This window comes from Marinospirillum sp., from assembly GCF_014859565.1.
Genome location: NZ_JACUUA010000016.1, coordinates 1 through 24740, shown reverse-complemented (window position 1 = coordinate 24740; position 24740 = coordinate 1). Strand labels below are relative to the sequence as shown.

Genomic DNA, 24740 nt, shown 5'->3' with positions numbered 1-24740 from the left:
TTTAATTACCATCACGCGGCCATGCGCGTTCCAGTGGCCCGCCAGAAAAATGAATCCTTATAGGGTCAGGAATATCGACCAGCATACCCTTGGCAAGATAGGTGCGAGCACGGATAGGCAGCAGCACAGCATGGACTCTGCCATCGCTTGCCGGGAGGCTTGAATCCTCGAATGCCGGGGTTTTTGGATCAATAATATCGGCGGTCAGCGTCATCGGCTCACCATCAACCTTGACCTGATACTCTATTTTTGACTGCTCAAATGCCACATGAAACATCCATTGCATTTGCATTTGATCCAGCGTTGGAATATCCCATGCCAGCATTGCAATCCGGTACTCAATATCAACCTGAATCAGCTTGAGCCTAAAGTCGTTTTCGGAGATAACTGTTTTTTGCGAGTAAGAACCGGCATCAGGATCAGACACAATGATGTTCGGCTTTCGTCCGTAAGCAATTACCGGCAGAGAAACCGAATTCCATTTGATCTTGTTGTTTTGGCTGGCTTGTTTTTGACTGGCTTCCATCGAACGGATTATATCGGATGCTGTTTCAAAATCGCCTCGCATGATCTTTTGTGCAGGTGGCCTTGCCATAAATCTGCACCAGTTTTTAGCGCCTTCTGCTGCATTATCAATCGGATAAACCTCGGACAAAAATCGCCCAAGCGCAAAATCCACGGCCTGCACTGACGAATATTTCATGCGGATGCCTTTTCCTTGCAGAGAAATGGTGACAAGGTTAGGTCACGCGGGGATATGTGATGGTGCTCGGCATTAACAAGCGGTCGCCCTGCCTCGGCAAATGCCCATGCTACCAGCTCACTGCAAAACCATGCGTCATCTTTTTGCCAATTTCTTCTCACTATAAAACCGGCTATACCCGTCCAGTCGTAAGGCTTGCCCACCTGGGATTCTGCTTTTTTTATAACCGCGTAAGCAACAGCATGCGAAACATCAACCGAGTATCTTTGCGCATGACTGGCTGGGCTTTTACTCCTAACCTGAACCCCGTCACCAGCCCTAGCCCCAAGCAAAGATCCATCCGGCATAACCAAGTCAACATGCGACCATGGAGACCATGTTCCAGCCCTGATTATCCATGAAATCGGCATCCAGTCCTGACGGCTAAACTCAAGGGTTATCACTTCAAACAGCCTTGATCTGCTGAATATAGATTTCTGCCTCAGTATCAAAATCAGCATCATCAGGCATGGAGTTAATAGCGGCCTTACCGGCAAGCCTTATGCCTCTAATGGATCGCAGAACCATATCCCATCCGCTGGCTGTTTCAATAATATCGTCAGCAGCCTCACTGGCTGTCATTCCTGACGCGTCAGCCCAGTCCTGAATCTCCTTTGGTACGCTGGATGAATTGCGACCGGCTTCAATCCATGCTGCCGCCGCCCGGTGGGCAAGGCGGTACTCTTCTTCGACAAGCTGCCCAGCGCTCACAAAACTGGCTCTGGCTTCTCCTGCAGCAACATCAATAGCAGTTTTTGCTTTTGTCTTCAGCTGCTTGACATCATCCGAAGTTCTTCCGGGCATGTCAGCCCATTCGCCGCCATTATTATCAAGCCATTCCTCCACCTGCCCCCAAAGCTCATTGATTTTGGGGACTTGAGCGCCTGCCTTGATGTCACGGTAGTCTTGCAGGCATACTGCCACCCCATCACTTTTTAACGCAAACATATTGACACCTCGCATAATCATTCATGTATTTCAGCAGGTTTTTTGAGTCAGCCCATGCAGCGTGCCCATACCACGATGCTGCAAAAAGACGTAATTTATCATGCTCGCCGTTACTGATGTATTTTCTTATTTTTCTCTTTGCCCTTGTAACGCTATCGCGCCTTAAAAGTTTGTAATCTTTGAATATCCTGAACCCCAAGAAGTTAACCCCAAGGCTCGCCGGCCTGATCGACTCCTTGCTGAAAAACAGATCCATTGAATGATTGCCATACCAGTCAAGAAAGTCACGCACCCCCTCAAGCACTGCACGGCTGTTATGGATAACCACAATGTCATCCATGTACCTTGCGAAAGACCCTATTCTTAAATCGTTTGCCAGATACCTGTCAATCATTGTACCGGCAACATTTGCCCATAGCTGACTGGTGAGATTTCCGATTGGCAGTCCTCTGCCTGCTCTTGGCGTAAACTTTTCGATCAGCCTGAGTGTTGCGCGGCAGCTTATTTTTGCTTCGATTCTTTCCCACAGCACGTCCAGCCTGATGCTTGGGAAAAACTTACTGTAATCAGTTTTCAGCACATAAACATCACCTCTTTTGTGCTTTTTTCTGATCATTGCCTGTGCAGCTTTCGCTCCATCGTGCATACCTCTGCCTTTGATGCACGCCCATGACTGATGGAGCATGGTTCGTGTGAATATCGGTCCTATCACAGCAATAAGCGCGTGCTGAACCACTCGATCATAAAATGGCAGAGCGCTGATCAGTCTTTGCTTTGGCTCGTAAACATAAAACCTTCTGTGCCTGCCAGGACGATACGATCCATCAGTTATTTCTTTTCTTATTTTTGCGAGATTGAAAGCCTCATACTCTTTGAAATTTAGATAACCTGAAGACGATCTTCTGCCTTTAGATGCCTTGCGGTAAGCATCCCTGATATTTTCAGGGCAGGTCACCATACTTATCAGGTTGCGGTATCTTTTTCCCATCAAACTCCCTTAAATACTGCGCACAGCTCTCGATATTGCCGGAAGGCTCACTACGCACTGTTATCGCAGATCCAGTAGTGTATTTTCCGAAGAAGGTTTACATATAGCTGACCACATTTTATGCAGCCACCCCAAGCGGCCTTAACCTGACTCGGCGGTATTTATCAGCTTTTTACGTCATCACAGACGCCGCGAGCACCAATGTTATCATTGGAGTTGTCGGGCGAATTGTTCCAGTTAGAAGCCCGTGAGCCGGAGTTCAAGCCGTTATCCCAGTTCGCGCCGAGTATCACGGCGAAGTATCTACATGCAAACCAAAACCATTATTTGCTTTTTAGTCTTTTTTGTATCTTATTGACCATAGATCCCACTTCCGCAATTAGGCATTCTGCAACCTCATGCTGTTGCGGAGTCAGCATTCTCATTTTAACCTCGTCCCTTGGCTTGCCAGCAAACCTTAAATGCCATCGAAGCTCAGCAAGAGAGGAATCGACAGCATTCACCTTACTTACCTGGTCAAGCTTTATGGCCAGATATATCTCACCCGGAATGCGCAGCAGTAATCGTAACATGCTTTTGCGAAATTCCATGTGAGCATGAGGCAGGTTTAATATCGGACTATACAGATAATTAAACACTGCATCATACTTTTCTACGATAGCCAGCCCTTCGGTCTGGTTGAGCTTCATTGTCATTACGCTCACAGGATCAAGTGGTCACAGACGCCGCGAGCACCAATGAAATCATTGGAGATGTCGGGCGAAGCGTTCCAGTGAGAAGCCCGTGAGCCGGAGTTCAAGCCGCTACCCCAGCGCGCGCCGAGTAGCACGGCGCGGATGCTGTGCGTGTAAACATCACCGCGGCCACCTGTAATATCCTGCCATGATGGAGATCCTGTCGCGCTGGTGCCGTTAATATCGGCACCCCACTGCCACATGCAGCCGGTCGCTTGCTCTACCCCGCAGGCTGATCTGTGCCCGGCCTGGTGCCGCGTAGTAACCGGATCAACCCCGACAGACTGACGCTCGACAACACCATAGGCAAAGCCGGTGAACTCCCCGTAAAACGGGAGTCTACAACCCGCTGCTATCGCTAAATCCCATGTCACGTACCATGTCATATTTGGGTAAGTTGCATCGCCATTACCACCATAAATTGCGGGTATTTTCGGCAAGCTGCTACCATCCGCAATCTGGGCATTGGGGCGGCTGTAGCAGTTGATACCGTAGTCAACGTCCATCAGGTAAATATCTACCCACTCCCGCTTATCAGGTGCCAGTGTGCGACCGCGTGGATTGCCGTTTTTAGGCAGCCAGCACAAATCCCAGATGCTCGATGGGTTGATAGTCCCGGTGACGTGGTAGACGTGGAAGCCGCCGATCAGCCTGCTTTGCAAGGGTTCAGCGGCATCCCAGATTGCCGCCTCCAAAGATCCATCATCCTTAGCATAAATCTTGTAGTCAGCGCCATCCGTGAGCGCTGGCAGCGTAACAGGCGTACCTTGAGCAAAAAAGACAGGATCGCCACCAACAGAAACAGAAAAACCCTGGGATGCCTGAAGCCCGGAAACTGTCGTAAAAGCAGGCATAAAGCGATTGCTTTTTGTCAGAGTTCCAGCAAGAGCCATTGCGCCAATGACGCTATCATAAAAACCTTGCAGACCTGTAATGGCGCTCATTGGGTGCTGGTCTGGCTTGGTGCGACCGGACAGGCTTGCGTGGTCTGTCGCACTGATAACCGGCGAACCGGCAACCTTGGCTGTTCCTGGTATCCCAACATGCTCAATACTGGACTTCATGGGTGCAAGGTAAGTAACATCGGACTGAAGCGTTACTTGATACAGTGGTTTCACTTCAGCCAACTGCAGTCCGTAGAAGTCGACCACCTCACCAAGCGCATCATCCACGGAATCAAAAACAGCACGCCCCTGAATGGTTTTTACAGGATGCTTTGTGCAGTTTGTGGCAATGATATAGTAGTTGACGTACTTACCGCTTGGAACGTCCAGCTGATCACCCAAGCCCTCGCTGATCGGGTTGTAGGCAATACCGCTAACACCAGCCTTATATGGCAGGGTTGCAGCATCATCCTGACGATAAAAACCATCAGAATCAACGTAGATAACGGGTATTTCCGCCGCCACGTCAAGCACCTGCTCAAACGGATTGACTGGGATGGCAGAGTGCAAAATGGCGTGCTGCAAGTCTTCATCAGCAACAATTAGAGGCGTGCTGATGCCAACGCTCAGCTGGGAATCATCACCGGAAACATAGGTAATACCGCCGCCATCCCGCCACGTCATGCCGTTTTCACGGTGCGCGTATTGGTGGAATCCGGTATCTCTTGACGAGCTGTGACGCTCATCACCCTTGATTACAAACTTTCCTTGCCCAGCATTGTAATAAACATAAGCAGCCAGCAAGTCATTCTCAATACTTGGAAACTCACCACCCTCAACCAGCTGCTCAGTAACCGGGTCGATGTTGATGTAGCGACCACCGGAAACATCAGCCACCTGAATGCTTAGCTCAGGCAGGGTGATTTTACGATTGCGGTAAAATACATCAAAACTGATGCCGTTTGTTGGCTGGATGGTCACTGTCCGTGTTACATCATCAAACAACAACCTGCTGGCGGTTCGATTCGGAAATCCTGTTGTGTCCTTGTTCCTGTCTGCAAGCTGATTAACCATTTCCACAACAAAGGCATCACTGGCAACACTCATGGTTGAGCGGCTGGAAAAATCCAGCTGCGGTGGCTGGCCAGCAGCGACAAGAGTAGCCTCGCAGATGATCAGATCACGCTCTTGAGGTGCAGAAACAAACAATAGTTCGGAAGCAGTCTGCTCCTTGATGCCATAGCTGGCGCGAATCACAAGGTAATGGCTGCCTACCGGGCAAGGAATAACCACGTCTGCGGTCATATGAATGGTCAGCAGGTATTTGCCAATACCGTCAATCTCTGCGCTGACTGGGTTATAAATATCCGCTACCGCTGCGCTATCTGCATGACTGACCGTTACTTGATCAATGCTAGCGGCAACAGAAAACCCACCGTAAATACCCGGCTTTATAGCTCCGCCAAACTTTCGGTTGAGTGCTGCGCTGGAATACTCTTCGCGCCATGAAACATCGTTAATTAACATTTGCTGCTCCGGTTTTGGCTGTAATGTGCATGATTCTAAAGCAGGCGTGATTCTCTGGGTAGGTTATACAGGGTCTTCTTGCTGCTCAGGAGGCTCCATCGTGTCCAGTATCCCGGCCACGTAATCCACAATGCTGTTCTGATCCGGCAAAACACCATCAATCTGATGATCGCCACCAGCATAAGGAATCAGGCTGTAAATGTATCCTGCAGGAGCTTTACGGCCAAGCGTTCGGATGTTCAGTACATACATAATTCTGAGCGTGTAAGTGCCATCATGCTGCTGAACCGGGAAGGCAATCACGCTGTACCTGGGCACTCTGCCTGCAATCAACAGCCGGTACTGCCCGTCATCCTGCTGAAGACCGTAACCATCACCGGAATTTAACCCTGGGTAATGGCGAATATCCTGAGTTGGCTCGATCACCCCGACTACAACAGGTGGCTCGTATTCAATCGTGCGCTCCTTGCTATCAAGCGAACCGACAATATCCTGCTCAGCCTGAGCGACCACTTCCTTATTTTCAGAAATGGCACGAAACAACACCCCGTCAAAGGCCTCGGGATGGGTTTCGATGATTCGGTCAAGGTCAGTGGCTATCTGCTGGCTGACCACCGTTGTATTCTGGACTCTCATTTACTCACCGCTACAGTAATCACAGCTGATTTTCCTCGATTATTTTCTGTACTTGTGCCGGATCCATGCTGTTTTCAGCTGCGTAGGATCGGGCGAACTCATCAGCCGCCCGGATGGCTGCCTGCTGAGGATCACCGCCTGATGTTGCAGCACGCATTACAGCGTCCATCCTGGCCTTATTCAGCTGCGCGGCCATCTTGTTGATATTGGCCTCTGCTGCCAGCTTGCGATTCGCTTCTTGCTGCTGCTCAAGCTTGCGTGCGGCCAGCTTTTGCTGTGCACGTAGCCGTTTGTTTTCTGTCTCGACTTCCACTTTATCTCGCCTCTTTTTCTCTGCTTTGACGGCCTTTTTCATGCCTTTGACAGACTGAAGGTAGTCTTTGTAAGCCTTTGCTACCGATTCCTGGTCTGTTTTTCTGGCGCGGGCACGCTTCAGGGTTTCGTGGTCTTTTTGACTCAGGTATCTGGATGTGATGTTTGCGTAACCAACAGCATCAGCCTGCCGCTCAAGCTCTTGCGCCAGCACCCGGTGAACAGTTGGCGACTGGAGTGTCTGGAGCGTTTTGATGATGTGCTTACAGGCAGCGCCATCCAGCGTTGGGTTGCGGATCTTTGGGAAATCTTTCTCAGTTGGCGGGGTAAGAGCGAAGCCACCGACACCGGCAAGATAGCGATACCAATACTGATGCCTGCCACACTGGCAATCGACCGATACACGCCCGGCGGCAGCGTCAGCAGCAGCCTTTTCCCACCGCTTACCGGATACCAGCGCACCATCCCACTGCTCAAGCCTGACCCTGACCTGATAAAACCCATCAAAACCGCTTTCACCGGATGCAGGCACGGTAAATTTCAGCAAGCCGCCACGAACCTGATACAGCCTTGAATACTTGATCTGTTGGTTCGCACGCTTAATATCTTCTCTGGCTGACATACCCAGTATCTGCTTAACCGGCGCACCACGGCTTGCTGTGCCTCCTGTTTCTCCCTGTATCCGCTTAATCATTTTGCGGAATGCCTGCAGCTCCTGATTAGAGTAAAACCCCTTGCCCTGCTTCTCACCGGGAACTTCGATACCCGTGCCTTTACGCAGCGCACGTTCAATCATAGTGGGCGACAGGGTTCCCTCTACGAATTGCCGCTCCTGGGCATTGGTTTTTCGCTGGGCATTAAACGCCTGCTCAAACTCCTTGAACTCCATTACCCGCGTGGGAAGCTGTGGTTCTGCCATGATCAGGCACCCACCTTGATTGCGGCCAGTTTCTGATAGTGCCGAATGCGGTCACGCAGCCATGTAATGCTGGGCAATAGCAGGGTGATGCCTGCCTCCATCTCTCTGCGCGGATCGTCAATTTCAGCAGCAATAAGAACCACCCATTTCAGCGTTTCATCATTCCAGCGGCGCAATGCCACCAACTCCGGCAATCCGACCTCACCCGGCGATACCTCGTACTCAAACCACATATCAGGCGATACCTGCGGGGTTCTGGTGCGGATTTCCGCATACAGCCTGGCGCGATACAGGGAGTCCGGTATCAACATTGGGTCAAGGCGGCTTCCACCGACTCTCATAGTGTCACGGGCAATCAAAGCTTGATCCTCCCCTCTCTGACCTGCATTTCCTTCTCTCTGTCTGCGTCCCAGTCGTGCATGGCGCGGGCAAACGATGCCAGCGGATTGACACCACCGCCATCCGGCGCATCCAGTCCACCGAACATTTCTTCAAAATAACCATCAGTCATAGCCTGCATACCCTCGGTTGCCAGGCAGCATAGCAGCACAGCTCTATGGATACCCTTCACGCGCGCCCAGTCAACCCGGTAAGTATTTCTACCTCGGTCGTCAGATTGCATATCAATGGCCGATTCCATGATCTGGCCTGATTCGGTGCCTTTGGCAAACACCAGCGCACCGGAATTAAACAGCGCATTGTAATTATCCAAAGCAACAGCCAGCAGCGGCCTTCCATCTTCTGGGTGTGCATCCTGCAACAAAACCCCGTGCGCGTGCTGTGCAACGTGGTCAGAAAGCTCCTCGACAAATACAGCGGCACCAGCTGCAACCTGCTCCCTGACAAATTCAGCAGCATTTTTTCGCCAGGTCAGCAAGTTACCATCCAGCTTGTGAGCCTTGCCGATAACCAAAACACTGCCATCATAAGCAGCGGAAACCGCCACACGGTCACGAGACATCAGTGAAACACCAATGATTTTTTTAGGTTCCATGAATACTCCGGGCATAAAAAAAGGCGGTAAACCGTAGTTTAACGCCTGCTGGCAGTGTGGGGTAGATAACCTTCATCCGCCCTGATGCTTTTCTTTTGCCATGGCAATGGATTCGGACAGCATTTCAGATGCGACAAGCAGGTCTGTTGCAGCTTCAAAATCACCGGCAATGATTGCTGGAACCATTGCATCCAGTATGAGTTTTTGAGCTTCAAAGCAGCCATTAAAACGCCTTTGCAGTGAAAGCCGTGCCTTTACATACTCAGTCCATTTCAGCGCTTTTTTGCCCGTTTCCTGTGACGGCATTTCCAGCCAGCGTGCGCCGTTAGTTCCGACCTCCTTCAAGCCTGACTTCAAGAAGCGGCTTTCGCCATTATTGAATTTTACTGTTACCTGTGTTTTCGTGACCTTCTGCACGGTACCATAATAAACCTCCGGCAGACCAGGTACAGAAAGGCTGGCGATTCTTTTTGCTGATGACACAAAAACAGCCACCGGATGACCCACCTCAAGAACGTTGACCCAGTTTTCCAGTTCGTCTTTGCTTGGCATAAATACTCCTGTTTTCTGATTGGTTTCCGTAAAAAACACACTACTCTTGAGCCACGCGCAACAGGTCGGCCATGTAATCATCTCGCTCATCATCACCTGTGCTACTCAAAACATCGTCACCAGCAGGCAGGTAGTCAGCAATCATTGCCATTGCGTAAACGTCTGCCCAGTCTGGAGACTTGATACCCTTGGAGCGCATCTCATCCTTACCAAGCATTGCGTACCTGCCTCGCTCATCCAGTCGGTAGGGTATCCTGCCTATCTCGTCAATCGCCCTGCCTGACCCGTCAAGGCGTATCCGTTCATCCAGCAAGCCATCGCGAAGGGCAACATAAGCAAGTGCCCTCTGGTTCTTAAATCGGCGTTTTTGAGATTCCGAGTGTGGCGGTATACCCCACATAATCCGCTGCACGTTAACCCCTAGCTCCTCGGCCTCCTGTGCGGCAGTCAGGCCGATACCAATGGAGTCAATCGCAGCAATTACATTTTCATAATCCTGGCTTATCTGGTAAACCTCCCGCCCAACATCACGAGCACTCATTGTCTTTGGCATTTCTTTAACAAAAACAGGTTCCAGCAGCCGCTCATTCAGCGGATCGTAACCGTAAACCTTAAATACACCAACAACCGAGCTATCGCGCTCAACACCGCCACCGATGTCGGCAACAATAATGTATCCCCACTGCTCTGGCAGCTCTATTTTTGTTCCACGGGCAAGCTCTGCGACCCTGCGACTGACCAAGAAGCCTTCCAGTTGGTCTGAGAATTGACCTCTAACCTTGATCTGGTACTCTGGCGAGTCATAGCCGCCGTATGTTTTTGCATACTCCCGTATGGCTTTAAGGCTGACAAATGGGCTTTCTTCGCTGTTCAGCGTGATTGCTATATAGCCAGGCTCACTTTGATCTGTTGGATCTGACTTTTTCAATCCGTGCTGCGAGTCGTAAAAATGCCCTGCATTGCGCGTAGGCTGACTGAACAGCAGCAGCCGGTTATTATCCTCTGATAATGCACCTCTGATAACACTGAGGACGGTATCATCAGCAGCCGATGCCTCGTCCACAATGTAAAACAGGTTTTTGTTGTGAGCACCGGCAATGCCTTCCGGCTTTTGCTTTGGGACTGTTTTTCCGGCTACGTACCAGCTTTTGCGAAACTCGTTACAGTAAAACAACTCAGATGTAACCGTAAAATACTGGCGCAGCCACGGGAACCGACTGCATACCTCTGCCCAGCTCTCACTGAGGTACTTGAATATAACCCGACGCACCTGATCAATATTGTTGGCAGTAAGAATCAGCTCTGGCTTTACATGACATAGCATATGGTGCATACACAGATCGCCAGCAATGTAACTCTTGCCTGTGCCGTGGCCTGACGCAACAGAGACCCTTGAGCCGGGTATATCAACTGCGCTTAGAACTTCCCGCTGCTGCCATGATGGGGAGTGCCCCATAACCTCAACGGCAAACTTCACCCGGTCATTTCTGTACCGGATCGCCATTCTCTGCCAGCGGCGGTCATTCAGGATGGAGCGCTTAGCCACTACTCAGCTTCCGTATCGACTGCGCACTGCGACTCGTAAGCGCCTTGATAGTCTGGCCATCCGTGACGACCATTTGTGTCTTGATGGATGCGCACCATTTTGCAGTATTCTTCGCGCTCAGGCTCGAACCTGATACCGATAAAGCCAAACAGCAGTAACGCCGTTACAGCGGTAGCTGTCACCCAGTAAATCAGAATCGTGCGCACACTGCAGGATGGCGGCTTGAAAAAGTAGTTTGTCACGGTAAAGCCCTCAATCATGTCCTTTTTGGCAATGGTAACAGGACTTAACCAATTGGTTTAGTCTTGCTGCTGGTGCGCCTTGAGCAGCGCAATGCGCTTGGGCAGGTTTGACAAAACAAAGCCAACCAGGGGGCGAACGGGGCTTGTACCGGCTCGCATTTTCTCCACAAGCGACAACCGGCAGCCTAGCAGCTCAGCCATGTCGTAGTTGCTCATTCCCAGCCTGTCTTGTGCCTGCTTAAACTCAGCTGCGGTCTGAATGGAAGGCTTTAGCGGCAGCTCGCTCATGTATCCAGCTTTCACCAGCAGCGGAATAGCCGTATCAATGGCCTTCTTTTCTGCCTTGGTCAGGCTGTCTAGCGCGACTTCTATTGATTCAATCAGGTTCATCTTTGTTCCTTCTGCATGGATATGTATGCAGTAATTATTCCAGATCGTGCCGGATCATGCAATGGTTGGGTGTTTTGTAAAAAACGCCGTATCAGGGTTGATTTTGTTTTGCTGGGTGCTATTATTTTTTATTTAACGCCCCATTCACGGGTTTATCCCGTGCAACGATTTGTTAAAACTGGAGTGATTATGACCGCTTTCTTGCCAACACTGGCACTGCTTTTCGGAGTGGCGTTTCTGTTTTTGTGGTCAGCACTCAATATCAGCAAAAAACCTGATGTTTACCTGGTGACAGGAGCTTCGGATTCTGGTGATTTTGAGGAAATATTCAGCAGCCATGACAAGGCTGTGAAGTGCGCTGAAAAAATTACAAGACTCGGATACCAAAAAGTGAGGATATTGCCGATATGAGCAGGCTTTATTCCCGGCATCGGATAACTTTGTATTCCCGCTACCTAGCGTCATTGTTCAGCTCCATCAGCTCCAGCTTGCGCGTTAACGTGTCCCTGGCTTCCTTGATGTCTTTGTAGCGTGATTTCCTGCCTGTGCGCACACCGGACAGCAGGATTTTCTTACTGGCATGTTGCAGGCAACCACTTGGATCGTCAATACCAAAGATCTGATGCACCGTGTAAACATCCATCTCAGTCAACCCTGAAACATCCTTGTAGTATTCTGGGTAGGTTGCCGACAGTGATGGCTTAATGGATGATGGCTTGTCTACAAATGACAAGCTGGTACGCATAAGCAATTCTGCATGACTCAAATACTCATCCCTATTGCACACATAAACTGCGTCACAATCAGCGGATAGTTTGTCAGGATGGATATTCCGGGCTATAAACCCGCCTGGTATTCTGTAGATAAAACAGCGTGAGTGTAAAGCCTTCCAGCTTATTCCTTTATGGATGATGCACTCAACAATCATTCCGTCAAGTTTTTCATTTTTTTCATTGTTCATCTTTACTCTCCCATTTTGCCTTTCCGCGCCATGCGCCGTTTTCAGTGAAGCGGTCGACTGCCCACTGCTCAGTAAATTCACGATCCCGGTTTGCAATCAGATAAGCGTCACAGATGTAATGACTTTTATTGTGCGTAATGCCGCTGAGTGCGTCCGCTAGCATATCCGCGACAGTCCCGGCATCAGCGTCATCAGGATCAATCAGATCATCCGGCCTGCAACTACTGAGAGATATTTCTACTGGCTCTGCAATATACTCCTGCCCAGACTCTGACCGGCATATTTTTGTCAGGAATGCTGTTTTTGGCATTCTGCGCTTCAATGCTACGGTTACAGCTGCGTCAGCAAGTCGCTGAGGAGGGATGACATTCTTGAACAGCGGCACCACGGGGCTTCCGTCACCAACCGCAAGAAACACCAATCCTTGTGCCAGCTCCAGCGTTCTTTTTTCGATCAGACGATTCATTGCTGACGGCTTGCGCTTCTGTTTTTTCATTGCAGCCAGCACTCATGCCTGTCTATGGCATCCACCGCTACCACTGGAAATGACGCAAGGATTGCGGCACAGAAAATAACTGGCTTAAACATAAATCACCTCTGGTTACTGGATTCACGTAAAATTTACAGCTATTTAAAGATAATATCAATGGTTATTGCATAAAAAAAACCGCATTACGCTGGTTCTTTTTTTTATTAAGTATAGCGCCACTATGTGCTGCCTGTCTTTCCAGGCTGTCAGCATATCGTTTATCAGATCCCGCAACCCAACCGAAGCAGGTCTATCTGTAACGATCCGACCTCGACCCAAAGGAGGTAAGCAGAGGGAGGGTCTTGTCGGGCTTCCGGTGTTCAGGCACCGCCGGATGGCCTCATGGTTTATTTTTCATCGCCAGCATCAATTAAAACAGTGTATGTATTGAGTCAGCAAACCAGAACCTGAGGTTGGCTCTTATGTCTCGCCAGATTGGGCGAGGGTTTACGCGGATTTTGCGCTATTTCGGCAAAACCATTACAGGATTTTTTTATGATTTTGCTCGCGAACCATTTCTGATGACCCGCAGATATACCGCTGCGGGTGCCGGCGCCTAGTCGACGGGGGATCATCTTGAGGCTGGTGATAACAAAACCAATAATAGGCCAGGCAAAACAAATAATCAACACTATTGCGCTGTTTTTTCTTCTGCCTGCACCGCGTGTATTTCTTTTATCTCAGACTTGCGAACCTCTACCCACTCTGCATCATGGGCAATCTCTTTGTAATACTGCTGAGACAGTTTTTCCAGCTCGTCATCTGTCAGGCCGCCATCCGGCTCTTCAATCGGCTGCTCAAGCTCTCTCTGGATCAGTGCTTTGATACTAAACGGCAGCTCAAGCCCGTGCATTTCGATCTCAAGCCCGATTTCAGACCAAGCCTTACCATCTTCCATGCCAGCACGGATAACTGAAGCGCGAAGGCTCACAGCGTCATCTGCTGACATAGCGGGGCGCTTTGATAGCTGCTCCTGCACCTGGGTGAGCCATGCCAACCTGCGGGTAAGTCTTTCTTCCTGCGACTCAAAATCCGGCCTGCTAAGCGTCTTGGTTTTTTTGCTGAACTCACCTCCAGCCCCTGTCCCAGTCTCTGTCTTGATTTCTGTCACATCAAAGCGCGGCGTCAGGTCTTCGTCATACTCGACCATTGCGTCCCATTCCGCACGCTTCTTTGATACCAGCATCAACCGGCCTTTGGTCAGGCGTATTTCTTCCTCAAGGTTTCTCAGGTCATTTCGACCGTAAGTTGCCAGGTAATGATCTATCTCTGGCGGCAAGGCTCCGGCATACGCACCATGCTTCATTGCTCGCTGCTCACCAGGCTTGATGGGAATGAGGTTATCCCATTGTTTTTTCCACTCTTTTTTTGGGGCGTCCTGGGGCGCTTTTTTGCCTAATTTTTCCGCAAAATCCGCGATTTTAAAATCATTGTCACTATCATGCGGCTTTCTGGCTTTCTTTGCAGCTTTGGTACTGGTACGCCTTCTGCGTTTTGGTGCTTTAGTACCAGTACCAGTACCGATTCCAGCACCCGATACTGGATATTCGTCTGTTTTGCGCAGCTGACTTGCCCAATTCTTGGCGCTCTGGTACGCAACTTTTACCTTTTCGCAGTAGTTCGCAAGGCTTAAGCCAGATGCCTCGAAGCGGGTAAAAAAGTCGATCCAATCCGCCTTACTTTTCCTTGCCATAACGCTCAAGCTCCACGATGTATTTCATTAGGCGCTCAGTATCTATGCGGTCCAAAGCCATGCCGCCATCAGGCAGGATGGACCACGAGGGCAACGTTGGCTTTGCAGGCATCGACATTGACTCTTGAGGGATAACTGGCTGGCTAACGGTACATGCACACCCAGTCAGTACCAGTGCCAGCGATAAAGTCAGAACGGTACGCATCATTCTTTGCTTTTCTGCTCTGGATTGAAGTGATTGCGCCCAAACTCAGACGGGTTATCCTCAATATCACTGATCTTTTTCTGATGCTTCCGATGCTCCTGACTGTGCTTTTTTTCGTTATGCTCTCCAACAGCAAAACCAAGCAGTTCTGCCACTCTATTGAGCAGTGTTAAAAACTCAGCCAAGAGCCTCATGGTTACTTACCGTCCTTGCTGTGCGTGTTGATTGCGACCTTATCCAGCAGTTTTTGCGCTGCCAGAATTTTACGCTCGACACTGGACACCACCGCATCGTCTTTGGTGCTTGGCGTGATTTTGGTGATTTTGGCAATCCCTTTAACAATCATAGAGGCTGCTGCAACCACGGTCGTAATGATCAAAAAAGCATGTTCAATGTATTCCACCGGAACACCTCATTGGTTCTTGCCGTATTCGGCAATGATTTTGAAAAAAATAACAGGGTCATTTTCATAGTAGTAATACTGTCCGTTATGACGTACCCACATGACACGATTTTTGCGCATATCAAGATGGATCATTGGCATCTGCTTGCCGCCAAGCTGCGTGTCAAGATATAAACCGATGCCACCAAAATCCATTCTGCAGGCTTGCTGCCAGATCAGCCATACAGCCTTCCAGGATGCGAACAAGTCTGTCGCATCAGACAGCCTAGAGTTGCCATTGGTTGAATGCCTAGATGATCCGTCAGGGCGAACATGAGCACCATAAACCGGGCTTGGACGCATAGAGCACCAGCTAGGCACCAGATCCCTCAGTAGGAACAACTCGTTAAACAGGTCTGGGTTCATGTGCTCGGTGGCATCTCCAGGCCACTCGGATGGTTTGAATCGCTTGGTTCTTTTCCACTCAATTTTCTGCATGTTGTATTGCCTTTATTTTTATGGCGTGTCGCCGTTTACGAAGAAGAGAAGGTGAGCACCTGCCCCGGCACCGCATAAATTCGATCAGGTAGCCATTGGCAAGAATGAATGGCAGCAGGTTCCAGATGCCAGTCTGAATAGATTGAATGTTAACCATGTCAATCAGATCGCCGCTTGTCCACCTCATGTTGATAGTGATAAAGCATACAGCCATGATCATGCAGGTGTAGACCAGTATTTTCGAGCGGTGAGTCTTGTAACGGACTGCTGTTAGTGCTGCGGGTATGGTTGCTGCGGCCATGCCGATATTTGCAATGACCAGCGATAATTCCAGCAGGTTATTGTGTCTGGCAAGATCAGAGAGAGTCATCATGGCGTCAATCCTCTTTTGCTCGGCTTGTCTTGGTTGGCGGCATATTGTTTCGCATGTATCGCTTGCGTGCCCATGCCTTGATTTCATCAAACAGCTCGCCACCCATGTGGCCAGCAATGGCAATCGCAATGGCTGATGTAAGTCCGTCCATACCGGCCAGCTCACAAGCGTAAAACATGAGCACACCGGCAAGAGCGGATGTTAAAAACTCCTCAAGAAGTCTTGCCGCACTAACTGATTCACCGGATACGCGCAGACGCTGAAGGTATTTAACGGCACCGCCCCAGATTGCAATCCCTATAACCCATGCGTATTGTATCCATGTGTAATTCTGAGGTTCTTTTTCAGGCATTGTCCGATTCATCTTTGTTGATGCAGTCGATATTGATACGGCCTCTCAGTGCCCGTGAAACTTCAAGCTTAGGATAAGCACGATCAGGCAAAGTGACCACCTTCCCGGCAGTTGGCTTGTAGGCTTTTCTGGTCCTCAGCTTGATCACCAGGATTCTAAACAAACCAGGGAGCGTCACAGATCCGCCATTAGCCAGCGTATCACCGATGGTGCCGGTCATATTGTCAAATGCTGCCAGTGCCATTTGCCTGCACTTGCCAATTTTAACGACACCCTGCTGTGAGTCGTACATAGCTTGAGCCATCGACTCAACAATCTCACCCTTGGTTACTTTTTTGCTCATCAGTTGTTCCTTGGTTTATTAAAAATCAGAGCTAGACAGCATTATATCAGCAAGCCATGCAGCTATTGCAGCAAAAACCGTAACGGCACGCAACCACACAGGCCAGGCGCTCAGGTCAAAACTGAAGGCGGCAAACACACCGGCAAAATAAAAAACTACTCCAAAAATAACCGCGCTCATCAGTGCACCGGCATTCATTCCTTGCCCTCGCTCAAAACCTTGCCTATATCGCTGAATTTTACCGTTAGCAGCCTGTTCGCCATTGACAGTGGCTCTTGATGCCTGTTTGTTGTTTTTGCTGCCTCAGAGCCTTCATTTCGCCTTGCGCGATTTATATAGCGCCGACACTGGCGGCAGTAATAATCATAACCTCTCGTGTATTCGGATCGCACTGAAAAATCAGCAATTGCTTTAACTTTATGGCATTTTGAACAGGTCAGGCTTTCGATCATGGAAACTTTTTCTCTGCCATACGGGGTTTTGCTGATTGTAGCCAACAAACAGCCTGAGTCCAATACCCTGTATTTTTTTTCGATGCAGTGCAACCTGTGTAACCTCGAAAAAAGAGGTGTCATGGCTGCAAGCCGCGTGGTTACTTGGTTTCAGGGAAACAGTGTAACATGTGCTAGTCTCACCCCTATATTAACCTCAAAAATAAATAACTCCCCCTATAGTTATTTTTTTTCAGAGCTAATATAGAGAGGAAGTTACACAGGTTGCACTGGTTACACTGTAAAAAACCAAGATTGTAGTATTCATGGGGCTTTCAGGGTTTTTTTAAGAGTTTCAGAGGTTACACTGAGGCTACACTCATCTGTCACTTTTCAGGCAAAATACATACTTATCCACTAAATAGTTTTTTTATGCACAGGTTGCTAACAGGTTATCAAGAAAACCAGCACCATAAAAACAGCATATCTGACCCCAAGAAAAAAACTTTTCGGGCAAATAGTTTTTTTTCTGAATAAAAAAACGGCTGCAAAAAAAAACTCGAAAAAAAACCGGCGATGCCGGTTGAAGCTACCAGTAAGGGGTTTTGTGAGGTGCCAGCAAGTGGATTTACGGTGTTTTCTGGGTAAAAAAAATAACTTTTTGCGAGTTATTTCTGCTGGTTAAGGCGGCATACACCTCCCGGTAGGCTGGTTTTGTGGGAGGGAGAATAAAAAAACCCGGCGCAATGGCCGGGCTTGGTGTTTTTTTTTAAATGTCAGGCATTCAGTCGTGGCCGCTGATCCGGCATGTAGTAAACACTGCCACGGCTCGACCGCCTGGGTGCTAGCCCCATACCGCTGAGGATCTTTCCGACCTTGGTGCGCTGCCTCTGATCCGGTCGGTCATACCCGATTTTTATCAGAATATCCGTTGCCATAATCTCCTGATTGGCTTGATAGTGATACTGACGCTTGCCGTGAATACTGTAAGTCACATCAAACTCGAAGTAAGCAAGGATGCGCTCTTCAATCGGATCAATCTGTTCGTAATGTTCGTTACTGGCATTCAGCATAGCCTCTTCATCCGGCAGCAGCCAGTGAGGTGCTTCGTTCAGATACATGGTTTCATAAATCTGCGCCCATACCTGCTGCATATCCAAGCTGTGATTGTAATTGATTGACTCCACTTCGATTGTCCACCATCGACTGTTGCCCGTGTCATCCACCAGAAAGCTTTTATCATTCACCGATGCAAAAAACAGCGTCCTGCGCGGCAATATGGAATCCCTCGGATCGTATGGCCTGCGCAATCGGTCTTCGGACTGGGTGATAAACGCCTTCAGCTTAGCAATATCTGCCTTCCGGAAAGTGGCATCCAGCTCACCCAGCTCGACAATCCAGTGAGATACGGCGGTTAGTATTGAATCTTTGTTTGCGGGGTCGAGGTGCATACCATCCTTGATATAACCGGCAACCTCTGGAGCAACCAGGCTCCTGAACCAGCTTGTTTTACCGGCGTTCTGCAAACCCTGCAGCACCAAAACACCCTTGGAAAAAAACTGATGATCATCTGGCGTCATAACCGCAGCCACGCAGCTCAGCATCCACTTGACCAACAGGATGTTTTTCAGATCCTCGTTAAATGTTGCCGGTGTTCTTAGGGTGTCCAGAATGGCTTGGATGCGGTCGTGACCATCCCAGCGGCGTGACTTTATCCAGTTGCTGATTGGATTGTAGGCGTTGCGGTCAGCAATACTGATGATGTAGCGATCAATCGACCCTACCGGCAGCTTGCAGCGACTGGCCAGACTTCGTATTTCTGAAATTGCGGCATTGGTCTTGTTATCCCGACTGAAATCTCTGCCGGGTATTACCAGCTCGTTATCCTTGGAAATTCGGTTATAACGGCACTCAACACCGTAGGATTCAAGCATCAACTGAAGGTTTTCGCGGGTATCCAGTGGAGCTGTTTCTTTGTCATTACGATGCGGGAAATTGAAAACGGGCAGGGTGTCATCCCATCGCATGGAACCCCAGTGAACAGGCTTTCCGGATGGCTTTATGGGCTTTGCTGTCTGCTCCTGCATCACCGCCACATCACCATAATCTTCATCCTGGGGTGCAGATCCGGTTCCTTGGCCTGACTGGTCTGATAGCTGATTTGCTGGCTGCTGAACAGCTGCATTAACCAGCCGCTCGACCGGCACCATATCAGGATTGTTTGCCGGATAGCCAGCCCAGACTCGCAGAGCGCGGGATATTTCGTTACGCATTACCTGCGCAGCATGAGTCTTGCCAAACTGCTGCCGGTAGTCGTCCCAGTCGCTACAAGCCTCCTCCATATCCGGCGTTATTTCCGGTGTTATGTACGGCACTTGCTGCGCCAACTTGATTGATTCAGCAGCCTCGATGCCGGGGTTTTTGCCGCGCTTGCGAAGTGTTGCAAGGTCGTTATCTGCCAGCAGAATAACCGGCTTTCCGCGTGCCATGCCGCGTGCAAAATTAACAATACAATCAAGATTGCCACAGTCAAACGCCACCAGAACAGTCATGCCGGTTAGTGTTGCCGATGTTTTTCCGGTTGCCCAGCCCTCGCACACGCCGAACAGATCATTCTTGCCTTCGATCTTTGCATACAACCCTTTCTTGCGGCTGCCAGCCGGGAAAAGCTTGGTGCCATCCTGCCCTATGCGCTGGATGCTCCAGATTTTTCCGTCCGGAACAGCCTCGCACATAGGTATCACCAAATCACCAGCACGCACGATCAATGCGCGGTCGCGCCATTCGGCATAACGGTAGCTGTACAGCCTGCCGTGAATATCCGCCGTAGCAATCCTCATGCTGTTATCTGGCGTAAGCCCCTTGGCATCCAGATAAGGGTGAGATTCGCCCGGCATGAATGGCCTGCAAGCATTGCTCAAGGCATTTAGCACAGCAGACCTTGCCGCTTCAGCCGCCTCAGCCGCCAGTGCATCACGCTGACGCTTCAGCTCCTCAGCACGCTTGACCTGCTCTGCAATGGCATCCTTGTAACGCCTCAGGTTGTCACTGTCTTCTGACAGTGAACCGCTGCGCCTAGCAACCTCAAACTCTTGCCATGCGGTATTTCTTGGCAGCCAGTATTGATTATTAACCGATGCCCTGAAGCTCCCGAAAGTCACTTCGGGCCAGAGAGTTCCATCCGTGTGCTTCTCCAGTGAAGCAACATAATACTGCTTCTGATCATTCTGCCCGGTGGCAGACAACAGATAATGACGCTTTCCGTCAAACTCTATCTGTTCCGGCGCTTGTGCACCTACCGATTCAGCAGCAAAGCTCATTTCAACCCTGAACCGCTCTATCATGGCTCCCGGATCACGCCACGACTGCTGGGCGACCCAGTGCGCGAATTTTGATGGTCTGGACATTATTCTAAACGCCTGTTTTTTTGGATTGGCTTTTTGTCAACTACAGCAGCCTGTTAAACCAGTTTTTTACCAGTGCCACTGCTTCAGAGCCTGAGCGAACAACGCCAGATATTCCACCGCGACTCTGAATTACATCAAGGAAATTTTGTTGTTTTTCAGTAGCTTTGCCGCGTGAATTTTTAACTTCAATGGCAGTCCATACCAGCAGCTTACTACCCACCATCCCCTGCGTAACAGTCAACTCTGTTCCACCGATAATATCAGAGGTGCCCTCCGGCAAGCCGGTACTGAACGGACGTGCACCACGCAACACCATGTCACCCGCTTGCAGCTGGAACCTGTGAGCTGTTTCCGGGTTGATTCGAGTCACGTTATTTGCAGCCCATGCGCGACCTACGTTAACACGAAAATACACCCCAAGCCGCTGCTCTGATAAATCGCATCTTACCTGATTCTGGATTGTCTGTTCGCGCATATTTGTTCGCCTGTTGGTTTTGTTGGTTCAAAAAGTCTGCTACAGCAGGGTATTTTAATCACCTGCGTTTTTGTCTTAACTCCATCTGTATTCTTGCCCATCCCGGCTTGTATCCCAGCTCCTGCGCCAGATTTTGGAAGTCTTCAAGCGTTTTGCAGGCCGACATTTTTTTTCTGCGCTCGATACGAATTGCTTTAACATCAATCTCTTGCAGCTCCCCATCAACTACCTCCATCTCCCTGCTTTGAACCTCAACAGCATGACCGCATTCAGGGCATACCTTGCGTCCCATTTTTGGCCGGTAAACGTGGTAGCAGCGCTCACACTGGGTTGGTGCATTAGGGTCTTCATCTTTCTTTTTGCCGGTTTTCTTGACCAGCCCCTGCAATGACCACTCCCTGTCATCATCCGGCAGCCCTAACCCCTGCTGGGTGGCGTTTCCTACATGATCCAGAATGATTGCGTAATCCTTGCCCGGCGCTGGTCGGAGCACACGCCCCAGCTGCTGAATCCAGAGCGAGATAGACTTGGTAGCGCGCAGACTGATAGCACACTCAATCGCGGGCAAGTCGAACCCCTCAGAGATCAGATCAACGGTCACAATTCCATCTATCTCATGGCGGCTCAGCGCTGCAATGCGCCGGTCGCGTTCGTAATCATCCAGCGTGCCGTCCACCACCACAAAGTTATGACCGCCGGCACGAAACTCACTGGCAACATGCTCTGCGTGAGCACGAGAACAAGTAAACACTGCCGCCCTCTTGCCCTTGGCATACTTGGCATAATGTGCCACTGCATTACCTGTAATTGCCGGCTTATCGGTTCTAGCCTCGGATTCTTTTCGACTCCAGTCCCCTTTGCTGCTGCGAACACCGCTCATATCAGGTGTTACGGCGGTGCCAAAAATACGGTAATTACACAGATTGCCCCGTTCCATCAAAAACGATGGAGGCGGCCCCAAAACCATGCTATCAAAAGGCCCACCAAAGCCCTTGCCCAGCCCCTTGCCATCCAGGCGAATAGGCGTTGCCGTTAATCCCAGCAGTTTTGCAAATGGATACCGGGCGATAATCTTGCCCCAGCCGCTGCCATCGGTCGCATGATGCGCCTCGTCAATCACGATTAACGAGGGCATCCAGGGTATTTTATCCATCCGCTGCACCAGCGTTTGAGCACTGGCTACCTGCACCCGCTGCGTTAAATCCATCCGGTCGCTGGCCGTAATCAGGCCGTGCCGAATACCGTAATTCTCCAATGCAGCTGAGAACTGCTTTACCAGCTCCCGGCGGTGAACCAGGATCAGCGTATTATTGCCGCGCAATGCCGCCTGCCCGATCATGTACGATGCACTGGTTGTCTTGCCTGCGCCAGTTGGCATCACAAGCAGCGGCGCATTAAATCCACTGCCGTACGCTATACGGCACCCTGTTACAACATGATGCTGATAATCGCGCAAGTGCCGCCAGTTGTCGTTATCATCATGCTTAATCTCCACGTCCATAGCATCCAGAATCATTGAGCCACCACGTTTTTAATGTTTTTCCGTCCAAAGCGATCAATGCAGGTTTCCCAGGCATCAGCGATATTTCCGCCATCCGGGTTAAGCATTGCCGCCTGCTTGCCGTTTGCAAAAGTCACCTTGAACACCCGCATACCGCCGGTAGGCAAAACACCCACTTCCCTGCGTATTTCGAGTATCTGCTGACGCTGCTCAGGGGTTAGGGGCATTGCGTTTAATCCTGGCTCGATTCTGCATCCACCATCTCCTCAAGCAGCTGCGAAAGCTGATCACATCCAGCGCCATTGCCAGCTCAACAAATAATCCATGATTGTTCATGAGCGCTGCATTTATTCGTGTTGCCAGTGCATCCGTTTTTCCATTGAGCGCATCCACAATATCGCTGGCAACTCGTAATCCAGCCAGTCCGTTGCTTTATTTTTCCGGTAAAAGACAAGAGGTGTAGGTGCCCAAGATCTGCGTTTTCTTCGCCTTTGGCAACCGCTGCAATAATCTCCGTATCATTAATCATGATTTCAGCTCATAAAAATCATTCGGCTGCACACATCCTTTTGACCACTCTCGGATACGATTCATAATTTCCGGACTGGGTATCTGCCCTTTTGTTTCGTAGCGGGATAGCTGACTACCGCTGATCTGCAGGTCTTCAGCAGCCTTGGTAAACGGGATGTTCAGCGCATCCCGGTATTCTTTAAGTCGCATAATATCACCTGTCATCCTGTTGATTGTGGTTGCATAAAAAGCAATTCGTGACGGATATTACTGCAATCCATTGGGCAGCTGCAACCCCTTGTGTAAATTCTGTATTGCGGTGTTATTTTGACGCTTGACGCTTGCCGCGATTATCGACTATGATTGATTTCGAGTTGCACAAAGCGCAATCAATACAGCCATCAATACGAGGCGTTTCCAATGAAATCAGGCGTTTACTCAGGAATCAGCAACAGCGACTATCACGGCGGTGCCGGATACAGCAAGTCTCAGCTGGATATGGTGTCAGCGGCACCTGGGCTACTGGCGTGGTCTAAAGCTGCCCCGCAAGACAATAGCAGTGCAGCGGCCAACCTTGGCACTGCACTGCATACGCTGCTGCTGGAGCCGCATCTGTTTGAGCAGCAGTTTATCTGTGAGCCAGAAAAATTCGACCGGCGCACCACGGCAGGCAAGCAGGCGGCGGCGGAATTTGAGCAGCAGGCCGCAGGCAAAACCATACTGTCTTTGGATGAGCACAACATGCTGCTGATGCAGCGCGATTCGGTGATGGCGCACCCTGAAGCTAGGGCATTGATGACTGCGCCGGATGGCAAGGCAGAGCTTTCTGCATACTGGGAAGACCCTGATACCGGATTGCTATGCCGCTGCCGACCGGACTGGTGGGCTTTCCCCGAAGTGATTGTGGATGTAAAGACCACTGACTTTCCAGCGGCTTTCCCGTTTGCAAAATCGGTGTATGAATACCGTTACCATGTGCAAGATGCCTTCTACGCAGATGGCTGCAGCATTGCCAGTGGAACCAGGATCGAAGAATTCTTGTTTCTGGCAATCGGCAAGCGCCGAGAAATGGGTAAATACCCTGTCCACGTTCACCGGCTGACCGTTCGAGCCAAAGATCTTGGCCGCGACCTTTACAAGCGCGACCTCAATGCCATTCTGGAATGCGAATCAAAGTATGGCGATATGGATAAGTGGCCTGCTGTTGAGTCACTGGACTTGCCTGTATACGCCTACACTCGGAGAGAATACTAATGTCAAACATCATTGCAACAGATGCCAGCAGTTACCCGCAAACCCCTGAAGAACTGGCACGCTGGCGTCCAACCGGGGTTAAGAACCTCACTCCCGGTCTTGTGGAGCGCGGCAAAATTAAAATCGGTATGAAGGGTGCTGCACGCACATCCGGCAGCGGAAGCACCTTCCAGATGCCGAAGAAACTGGATCATTTTTTGGTCACTTCGATGGATCGTGGCAACGACAACAATTACCTGATTGATCAGCGAATCATGGAAATGCTGGGTAGCAACCCCACAGAAATCCCAGTCAAGCTGGTTTATGATGACCCTGAGCTGAACTTCCCGACCCGTTATGCCATGTACAACGGCAAAACGCTCCAGTGTACAGGTGATGGGAATATCGCTAAGTGGCGCGACCCGAACCAACC

At 50.0% G+C, this 24740-nt stretch carries 32 protein-coding genes; 3 read left to right on the top strand and 29 right to left on the bottom strand.

The annotated features are described in order from the left end of the window. Position 1: 1 nt before the first annotated feature. From IBX50_RS04185 to IBX50_RS04130, 12 genes are all read right to left on the bottom strand, one after another. On the bottom strand, positions 2-688 hold the full coding sequence (locus IBX50_RS04185) for a hypothetical protein (RefSeq protein WP_292253605.1): 687 nt from the start codon (positions 686-688) through the stop codon (positions 2-4). Between the two features lie 459 nt (positions 689-1147). Then, the gene (locus IBX50_RS04180; RefSeq protein WP_292253604.1) at positions 1148-1690 is read right to left on the bottom strand and encodes a hypothetical protein; all 543 of its coding nucleotides are present in this window, start codon (positions 1688-1690) and stop codon (positions 1148-1150) included. Beyond that, on the bottom strand, positions 1671-2678 hold the full coding sequence (locus IBX50_RS04175) for a reverse transcriptase domain-containing protein (protein ID WP_292253603.1): 1008 nt from the start codon (positions 2676-2678) through the stop codon (positions 1671-1673). The genes IBX50_RS04180 and IBX50_RS04175 overlap by 20 nt, the downstream gene beginning before the upstream one ends. A gap of 323 nt (positions 2679-3001) precedes the next feature. Continuing rightward, positions 3002-3373: a hypothetical protein gene (locus tag IBX50_RS04170; RefSeq protein ID WP_292253602.1), complete on the bottom strand. Its 372-nt coding sequence runs from the start codon at positions 3371-3373 to the stop codon at positions 3002-3004. A gap of 5 nt (positions 3374-3378) precedes the next feature. Then, entirely contained in the window at positions 3379-5823 is a 2445-nt protein-coding gene (locus tag IBX50_RS04165; protein WP_292253599.1) for a hypothetical protein, read from the bottom strand. A 63-nt stretch (positions 5824-5886) separates the two neighbouring features. Then, the gene (locus tag IBX50_RS04160) at positions 5887-6459 is read right to left on the bottom strand and encodes a hypothetical protein (protein WP_292253594.1); all 573 of its coding nucleotides are present in this window, start codon (positions 6457-6459) and stop codon (positions 5887-5889) included. Positions 6460-6478: 19 nt separating this feature from the next. Beyond that, on the bottom strand, positions 6479-7690 hold the full coding sequence (locus tag IBX50_RS04155) for a hypothetical protein (protein ID WP_292253591.1): 1212 nt from the start codon (positions 7688-7690) through the stop codon (positions 6479-6481). Between the two features lie 2 nt (positions 7691-7692). Continuing rightward, a complete protein-coding gene (locus IBX50_RS04150; RefSeq protein ID WP_292253588.1) occupies positions 7693-8001 on the bottom strand; it encodes a hypothetical protein in 309 nt (102 codons plus the stop codon). Between the two features lie 44 nt (positions 8002-8045). Beyond that, complete coding sequence (locus tag IBX50_RS04145) at positions 8046-8684, bottom strand: hypothetical protein (RefSeq protein ID WP_292253585.1); 639 nt, start codon at positions 8682-8684, stop codon at positions 8046-8048. Between the two features lie 72 nt (positions 8685-8756). Next, on the bottom strand, positions 8757-9236 hold the full coding sequence (locus IBX50_RS04140; RefSeq protein ID WP_292253582.1) for a hypothetical protein: 480 nt from the start codon (positions 9234-9236) through the stop codon (positions 8757-8759). Between the two features lie 40 nt (positions 9237-9276). Continuing rightward, a complete protein-coding gene (locus tag IBX50_RS04135; RefSeq protein ID WP_292253580.1) occupies positions 9277-10569 on the bottom strand; it encodes a hypothetical protein in 1293 nt (430 codons plus the stop codon). A gap of 512 nt (positions 10570-11081) precedes the next feature. Next, complete coding sequence (locus IBX50_RS04130) at positions 11082-11414, bottom strand: hypothetical protein (protein ID WP_292253578.1); 333 nt, start codon at positions 11412-11414, stop codon at positions 11082-11084. A gap of 21 nt (positions 11415-11435) precedes the next feature. Between IBX50_RS04130 and IBX50_RS04125 the strand changes: the two genes are divergently transcribed. Further along, entirely contained in the window at positions 11436-11825 is a 390-nt protein-coding gene (locus tag IBX50_RS04125) for a hypothetical protein (protein ID WP_292253575.1), read from the top strand. Positions 11826-11865: 40 nt separating this feature from the next. Here IBX50_RS04125 and IBX50_RS04120 read toward each other — a convergent pair whose 3' ends face one another. From IBX50_RS04120 to IBX50_RS04040, 17 genes are all read right to left on the bottom strand, one after another. After that, positions 11866-12375 (bottom strand): hypothetical protein, encoded by a 510-nt coding sequence (locus IBX50_RS04120; RefSeq protein WP_292253572.1) that lies wholly within the window; start codon positions 12373-12375, stop codon positions 11866-11868. After that, on the bottom strand, positions 12365-12871 hold the full coding sequence (locus IBX50_RS04115) for a hypothetical protein (RefSeq protein ID WP_292253569.1): 507 nt from the start codon (positions 12869-12871) through the stop codon (positions 12365-12367). The genes IBX50_RS04120 and IBX50_RS04115 overlap by 11 nt, the downstream gene beginning before the upstream one ends. A 664-nt stretch (positions 12872-13535) precedes the next feature. Further along, positions 13536-14597, bottom strand: coding sequence for a hypothetical protein (locus IBX50_RS04110; RefSeq protein ID WP_292253565.1), 1062 nt, complete (start codon positions 14595-14597; stop codon positions 13536-13538). Further along, positions 14581-14805, bottom strand: a complete 225-nt coding sequence (locus IBX50_RS04105; protein ID WP_292253562.1) for a hypothetical protein — start codon at positions 14803-14805, stop codon at positions 14581-14583. Before IBX50_RS04105 ends, IBX50_RS04110 begins: the two co-directional genes overlap by 17 nt. After that, positions 14802-14996 carry a hypothetical protein gene (locus IBX50_RS04100; protein WP_292253560.1) on the bottom strand — a complete coding sequence of 65 codons (195 nt, stop codon included), beginning with the start codon at positions 14994-14996 and terminating at the stop codon, positions 14802-14804. Before IBX50_RS04100 ends, IBX50_RS04105 begins: the two co-directional genes overlap by 4 nt. Positions 14997-14998: 2 nt before the next feature. After that, complete coding sequence (locus IBX50_RS04095; RefSeq protein ID WP_292253557.1) at positions 14999-15205, bottom strand: hypothetical protein; 207 nt, start codon at positions 15203-15205, stop codon at positions 14999-15001. Positions 15206-15214: 9 nt separating this feature from the next. After that, complete coding sequence (locus IBX50_RS04090; protein ID WP_292253555.1) at positions 15215-15682, bottom strand: hypothetical protein; 468 nt, start codon at positions 15680-15682, stop codon at positions 15215-15217. After that, positions 15669-16055 carry a hypothetical protein gene (locus IBX50_RS04085; RefSeq protein ID WP_292253552.1) on the bottom strand — a complete coding sequence of 129 codons (387 nt, stop codon included), beginning with the start codon at positions 16053-16055 and terminating at the stop codon, positions 15669-15671. Before IBX50_RS04085 ends, IBX50_RS04090 begins: the two co-directional genes overlap by 14 nt. Positions 16056-16059: 4 nt before the next feature. Continuing rightward, positions 16060-16407: a phage holin family protein gene (locus tag IBX50_RS04080; protein WP_292253549.1), complete on the bottom strand. Its 348-nt coding sequence runs from the start codon at positions 16405-16407 to the stop codon at positions 16060-16062. Beyond that, positions 16400-16750 carry an HU family DNA-binding protein gene (locus IBX50_RS04075; RefSeq protein ID WP_292253546.1) on the bottom strand — a complete coding sequence of 117 codons (351 nt, stop codon included), beginning with the start codon at positions 16748-16750 and terminating at the stop codon, positions 16400-16402. Before IBX50_RS04075 ends, IBX50_RS04080 begins: the two co-directional genes overlap by 8 nt. Positions 16751-16768: 18 nt before the next feature. Further along, the gene (locus tag IBX50_RS04070; protein ID WP_292253544.1) at positions 16769-16948 is read right to left on the bottom strand and encodes a hypothetical protein; all 180 of its coding nucleotides are present in this window, start codon (positions 16946-16948) and stop codon (positions 16769-16771) included. Continuing rightward, positions 16945-17247, bottom strand: a complete 303-nt coding sequence (locus IBX50_RS04065; protein ID WP_292253542.1) for a hypothetical protein — start codon at positions 17245-17247, stop codon at positions 16945-16947. The genes IBX50_RS04070 and IBX50_RS04065 overlap by 4 nt, the downstream gene beginning before the upstream one ends. A 710-nt stretch (positions 17248-17957) precedes the next feature. Then, entirely contained in the window at positions 17958-20588 is a 2631-nt protein-coding gene (locus tag IBX50_RS04060) for a VapE domain-containing protein (RefSeq protein WP_292253539.1), read from the bottom strand. 40 nt (positions 20589-20628) lie between these two features. Continuing rightward, positions 20629-21063 carry a VRR-NUC domain-containing protein gene (locus tag IBX50_RS04055; protein WP_292253536.1) on the bottom strand — a complete coding sequence of 145 codons (435 nt, stop codon included), beginning with the start codon at positions 21061-21063 and terminating at the stop codon, positions 20629-20631. A gap of 58 nt (positions 21064-21121) precedes the next feature. Beyond that, positions 21122-22579 (bottom strand): DEAD/DEAH box helicase family protein, encoded by a 1458-nt coding sequence (locus IBX50_RS04050; protein WP_292253534.1) that lies wholly within the window; start codon positions 22577-22579, stop codon positions 21122-21124. Then, on the bottom strand, positions 22576-22791 hold the full coding sequence (locus tag IBX50_RS04045) for a hypothetical protein (protein ID WP_292253531.1): 216 nt from the start codon (positions 22789-22791) through the stop codon (positions 22576-22578). The genes IBX50_RS04050 and IBX50_RS04045 overlap by 4 nt, the downstream gene beginning before the upstream one ends. Positions 22792-23089: 298 nt before the next feature. Beyond that, complete coding sequence (locus tag IBX50_RS04040) at positions 23090-23284, bottom strand: helix-turn-helix transcriptional regulator (RefSeq protein ID WP_292253529.1); 195 nt, start codon at positions 23282-23284, stop codon at positions 23090-23092. A 210-nt stretch (positions 23285-23494) separates the two neighbouring features. Between IBX50_RS04040 and IBX50_RS04035 the strand changes: the two genes are divergently transcribed. Continuing rightward, positions 23495-24328, top strand: coding sequence for a PD-(D/E)XK nuclease-like domain-containing protein (locus IBX50_RS04035; RefSeq protein WP_292253526.1), 834 nt, complete (start codon positions 23495-23497; stop codon positions 24326-24328). Beyond that, positions 24328-24740, top strand: a 413-nt coding sequence (locus IBX50_RS04030; protein WP_292253523.1) for a hypothetical protein, incomplete at its 3' end; no start/stop codon positions are given. The genes IBX50_RS04035 and IBX50_RS04030, both read left to right, overlap by 1 nt.

What these genes read in the sequence shown, in the direction of transcription:
- IBX50_RS04180 (WP_292253604.1), bottom strand. Translation starts at nt 1,690, where the DNA reads ATGTTTGCGTTAAAAAGTGATGGGGTGGCAGTATGCCTGCAAGACTAC.
- IBX50_RS04175 (WP_292253603.1), bottom strand. Translation starts at nt 2,678, where the DNA reads ATGGGAAAAAGATACCGCAACCTGATAAGTATGGTGACCTGCCCTGAA.
- IBX50_RS04170 (WP_292253602.1), bottom strand. Translation starts at nt 3,373, where the DNA reads ATGACAATGAAGCTCAACCAGACCGAAGGGCTGGCTATCGTAGAAAAG.
- IBX50_RS04165 (WP_292253599.1), bottom strand. Translation starts at nt 5,823, where the DNA reads ATGTTAATTAACGATGTTTCATGGCGCGAAGAGTATTCCAGCGCAGCA.
- IBX50_RS04160 (WP_292253594.1), bottom strand. Translation starts at nt 6,459, where the DNA reads ATGAGAGTCCAGAATACAACGGTGGTCAGCCAGCAGATAGCCACTGAC.
- IBX50_RS04155 (WP_292253591.1), bottom strand. Translation starts at nt 7,690, where the DNA reads ATGGCAGAACCACAGCTTCCCACGCGGGTAATGGAGTTCAAGGAGTTT.
- IBX50_RS04150 (WP_292253588.1), bottom strand. Translation starts at nt 8,001, where the DNA reads ATGTTGATACCGGACTCCCTGTATCGCGCCAGGCTGTATGCGGAAATC.
- IBX50_RS04145 (WP_292253585.1), bottom strand. Translation starts at nt 8,684, where the DNA reads ATGGAACCTAAAAAAATCATTGGTGTTTCACTGATGTCTCGTGACCGT.
- IBX50_RS04140 (WP_292253582.1), bottom strand. Translation starts at nt 9,236, where the DNA reads ATGCCAAGCAAAGACGAACTGGAAAACTGGGTCAACGTTCTTGAGGTG.
- IBX50_RS04135 (WP_292253580.1), bottom strand. Translation starts at nt 10,569, where the DNA reads ATGCACCATATGCTATGTCATGTAAAGCCAGAGCTGATTCTTACTGCC.
- IBX50_RS04130 (WP_292253578.1), bottom strand. Translation starts at nt 11,414, where the DNA reads ATGAACCTGATTGAATCAATAGAAGTCGCGCTAGACAGCCTGACCAAG.
- IBX50_RS04125 (WP_292253575.1), top strand. Translation starts at nt 11,436, where the DNA reads ATGTATGCAGTAATTATTCCAGATCGTGCCGGATCATGCAATGGTTGG.
- IBX50_RS04120 (WP_292253572.1), bottom strand. Translation starts at nt 12,375, where the DNA reads ATGAACAATGAAAAAAATGAAAAACTTGACGGAATGATTGTTGAGTGC.
- IBX50_RS04115 (WP_292253569.1), bottom strand. Translation starts at nt 12,871, where the DNA reads ATGAAAAAACAGAAGCGCAAGCCGTCAGCAATGAATCGTCTGATCGAA.
- IBX50_RS04110 (WP_292253565.1), bottom strand. Translation starts at nt 14,597, where the DNA reads ATGGCAAGGAAAAGTAAGGCGGATTGGATCGACTTTTTTACCCGCTTC.
- IBX50_RS04105 (WP_292253562.1), bottom strand. Translation starts at nt 14,805, where the DNA reads ATGATGCGTACCGTTCTGACTTTATCGCTGGCACTGGTACTGACTGGG.
- IBX50_RS04100 (WP_292253560.1), bottom strand. Translation starts at nt 14,996, where the DNA reads ATGAGGCTCTTGGCTGAGTTTTTAACACTGCTCAATAGAGTGGCAGAA.
- IBX50_RS04090 (WP_292253555.1), bottom strand. Translation starts at nt 15,682, where the DNA reads ATGCAGAAAATTGAGTGGAAAAGAACCAAGCGATTCAAACCATCCGAG.
- IBX50_RS04085 (WP_292253552.1), bottom strand. Translation starts at nt 16,055, where the DNA reads ATGATGACTCTCTCTGATCTTGCCAGACACAATAACCTGCTGGAATTA.
- IBX50_RS04080 (WP_292253549.1), bottom strand. Translation starts at nt 16,407, where the DNA reads ATGCCTGAAAAAGAACCTCAGAATTACACATGGATACAATACGCATGG.
- IBX50_RS04075 (WP_292253546.1), bottom strand. Translation starts at nt 16,750, where the DNA reads ATGAGCAAAAAAGTAACCAAGGGTGAGATTGTTGAGTCGATGGCTCAA.
- IBX50_RS04070 (WP_292253544.1), bottom strand. Translation starts at nt 16,948, where the DNA reads ATGAATGCCGGTGCACTGATGAGCGCGGTTATTTTTGGAGTAGTTTTT.
- IBX50_RS04060 (WP_292253539.1), bottom strand. Translation starts at nt 20,588, where the DNA reads ATGTCCAGACCATCAAAATTCGCGCACTGGGTCGCCCAGCAGTCGTGG.
- IBX50_RS04055 (WP_292253536.1), bottom strand. Translation starts at nt 21,063, where the DNA reads ATGCGCGAACAGACAATCCAGAATCAGGTAAGATGCGATTTATCAGAG.
- IBX50_RS04050 (WP_292253534.1), bottom strand. Translation starts at nt 22,579, where the DNA reads ATGATTCTGGATGCTATGGACGTGGAGATTAAGCATGATGATAACGAC.
- IBX50_RS04045 (WP_292253531.1), bottom strand. Translation starts at nt 22,791, where the DNA reads ATGCCCCTAACCCCTGAGCAGCGTCAGCAGATACTCGAAATACGCAGG.
- IBX50_RS04040 (WP_292253529.1), bottom strand. Translation starts at nt 23,284, where the DNA reads ATGCGACTTAAAGAATACCGGGATGCGCTGAACATCCCGTTTACCAAG.
- IBX50_RS04035 (WP_292253526.1), top strand. Translation starts at nt 23,495, where the DNA reads ATGAAATCAGGCGTTTACTCAGGAATCAGCAACAGCGACTATCACGGC.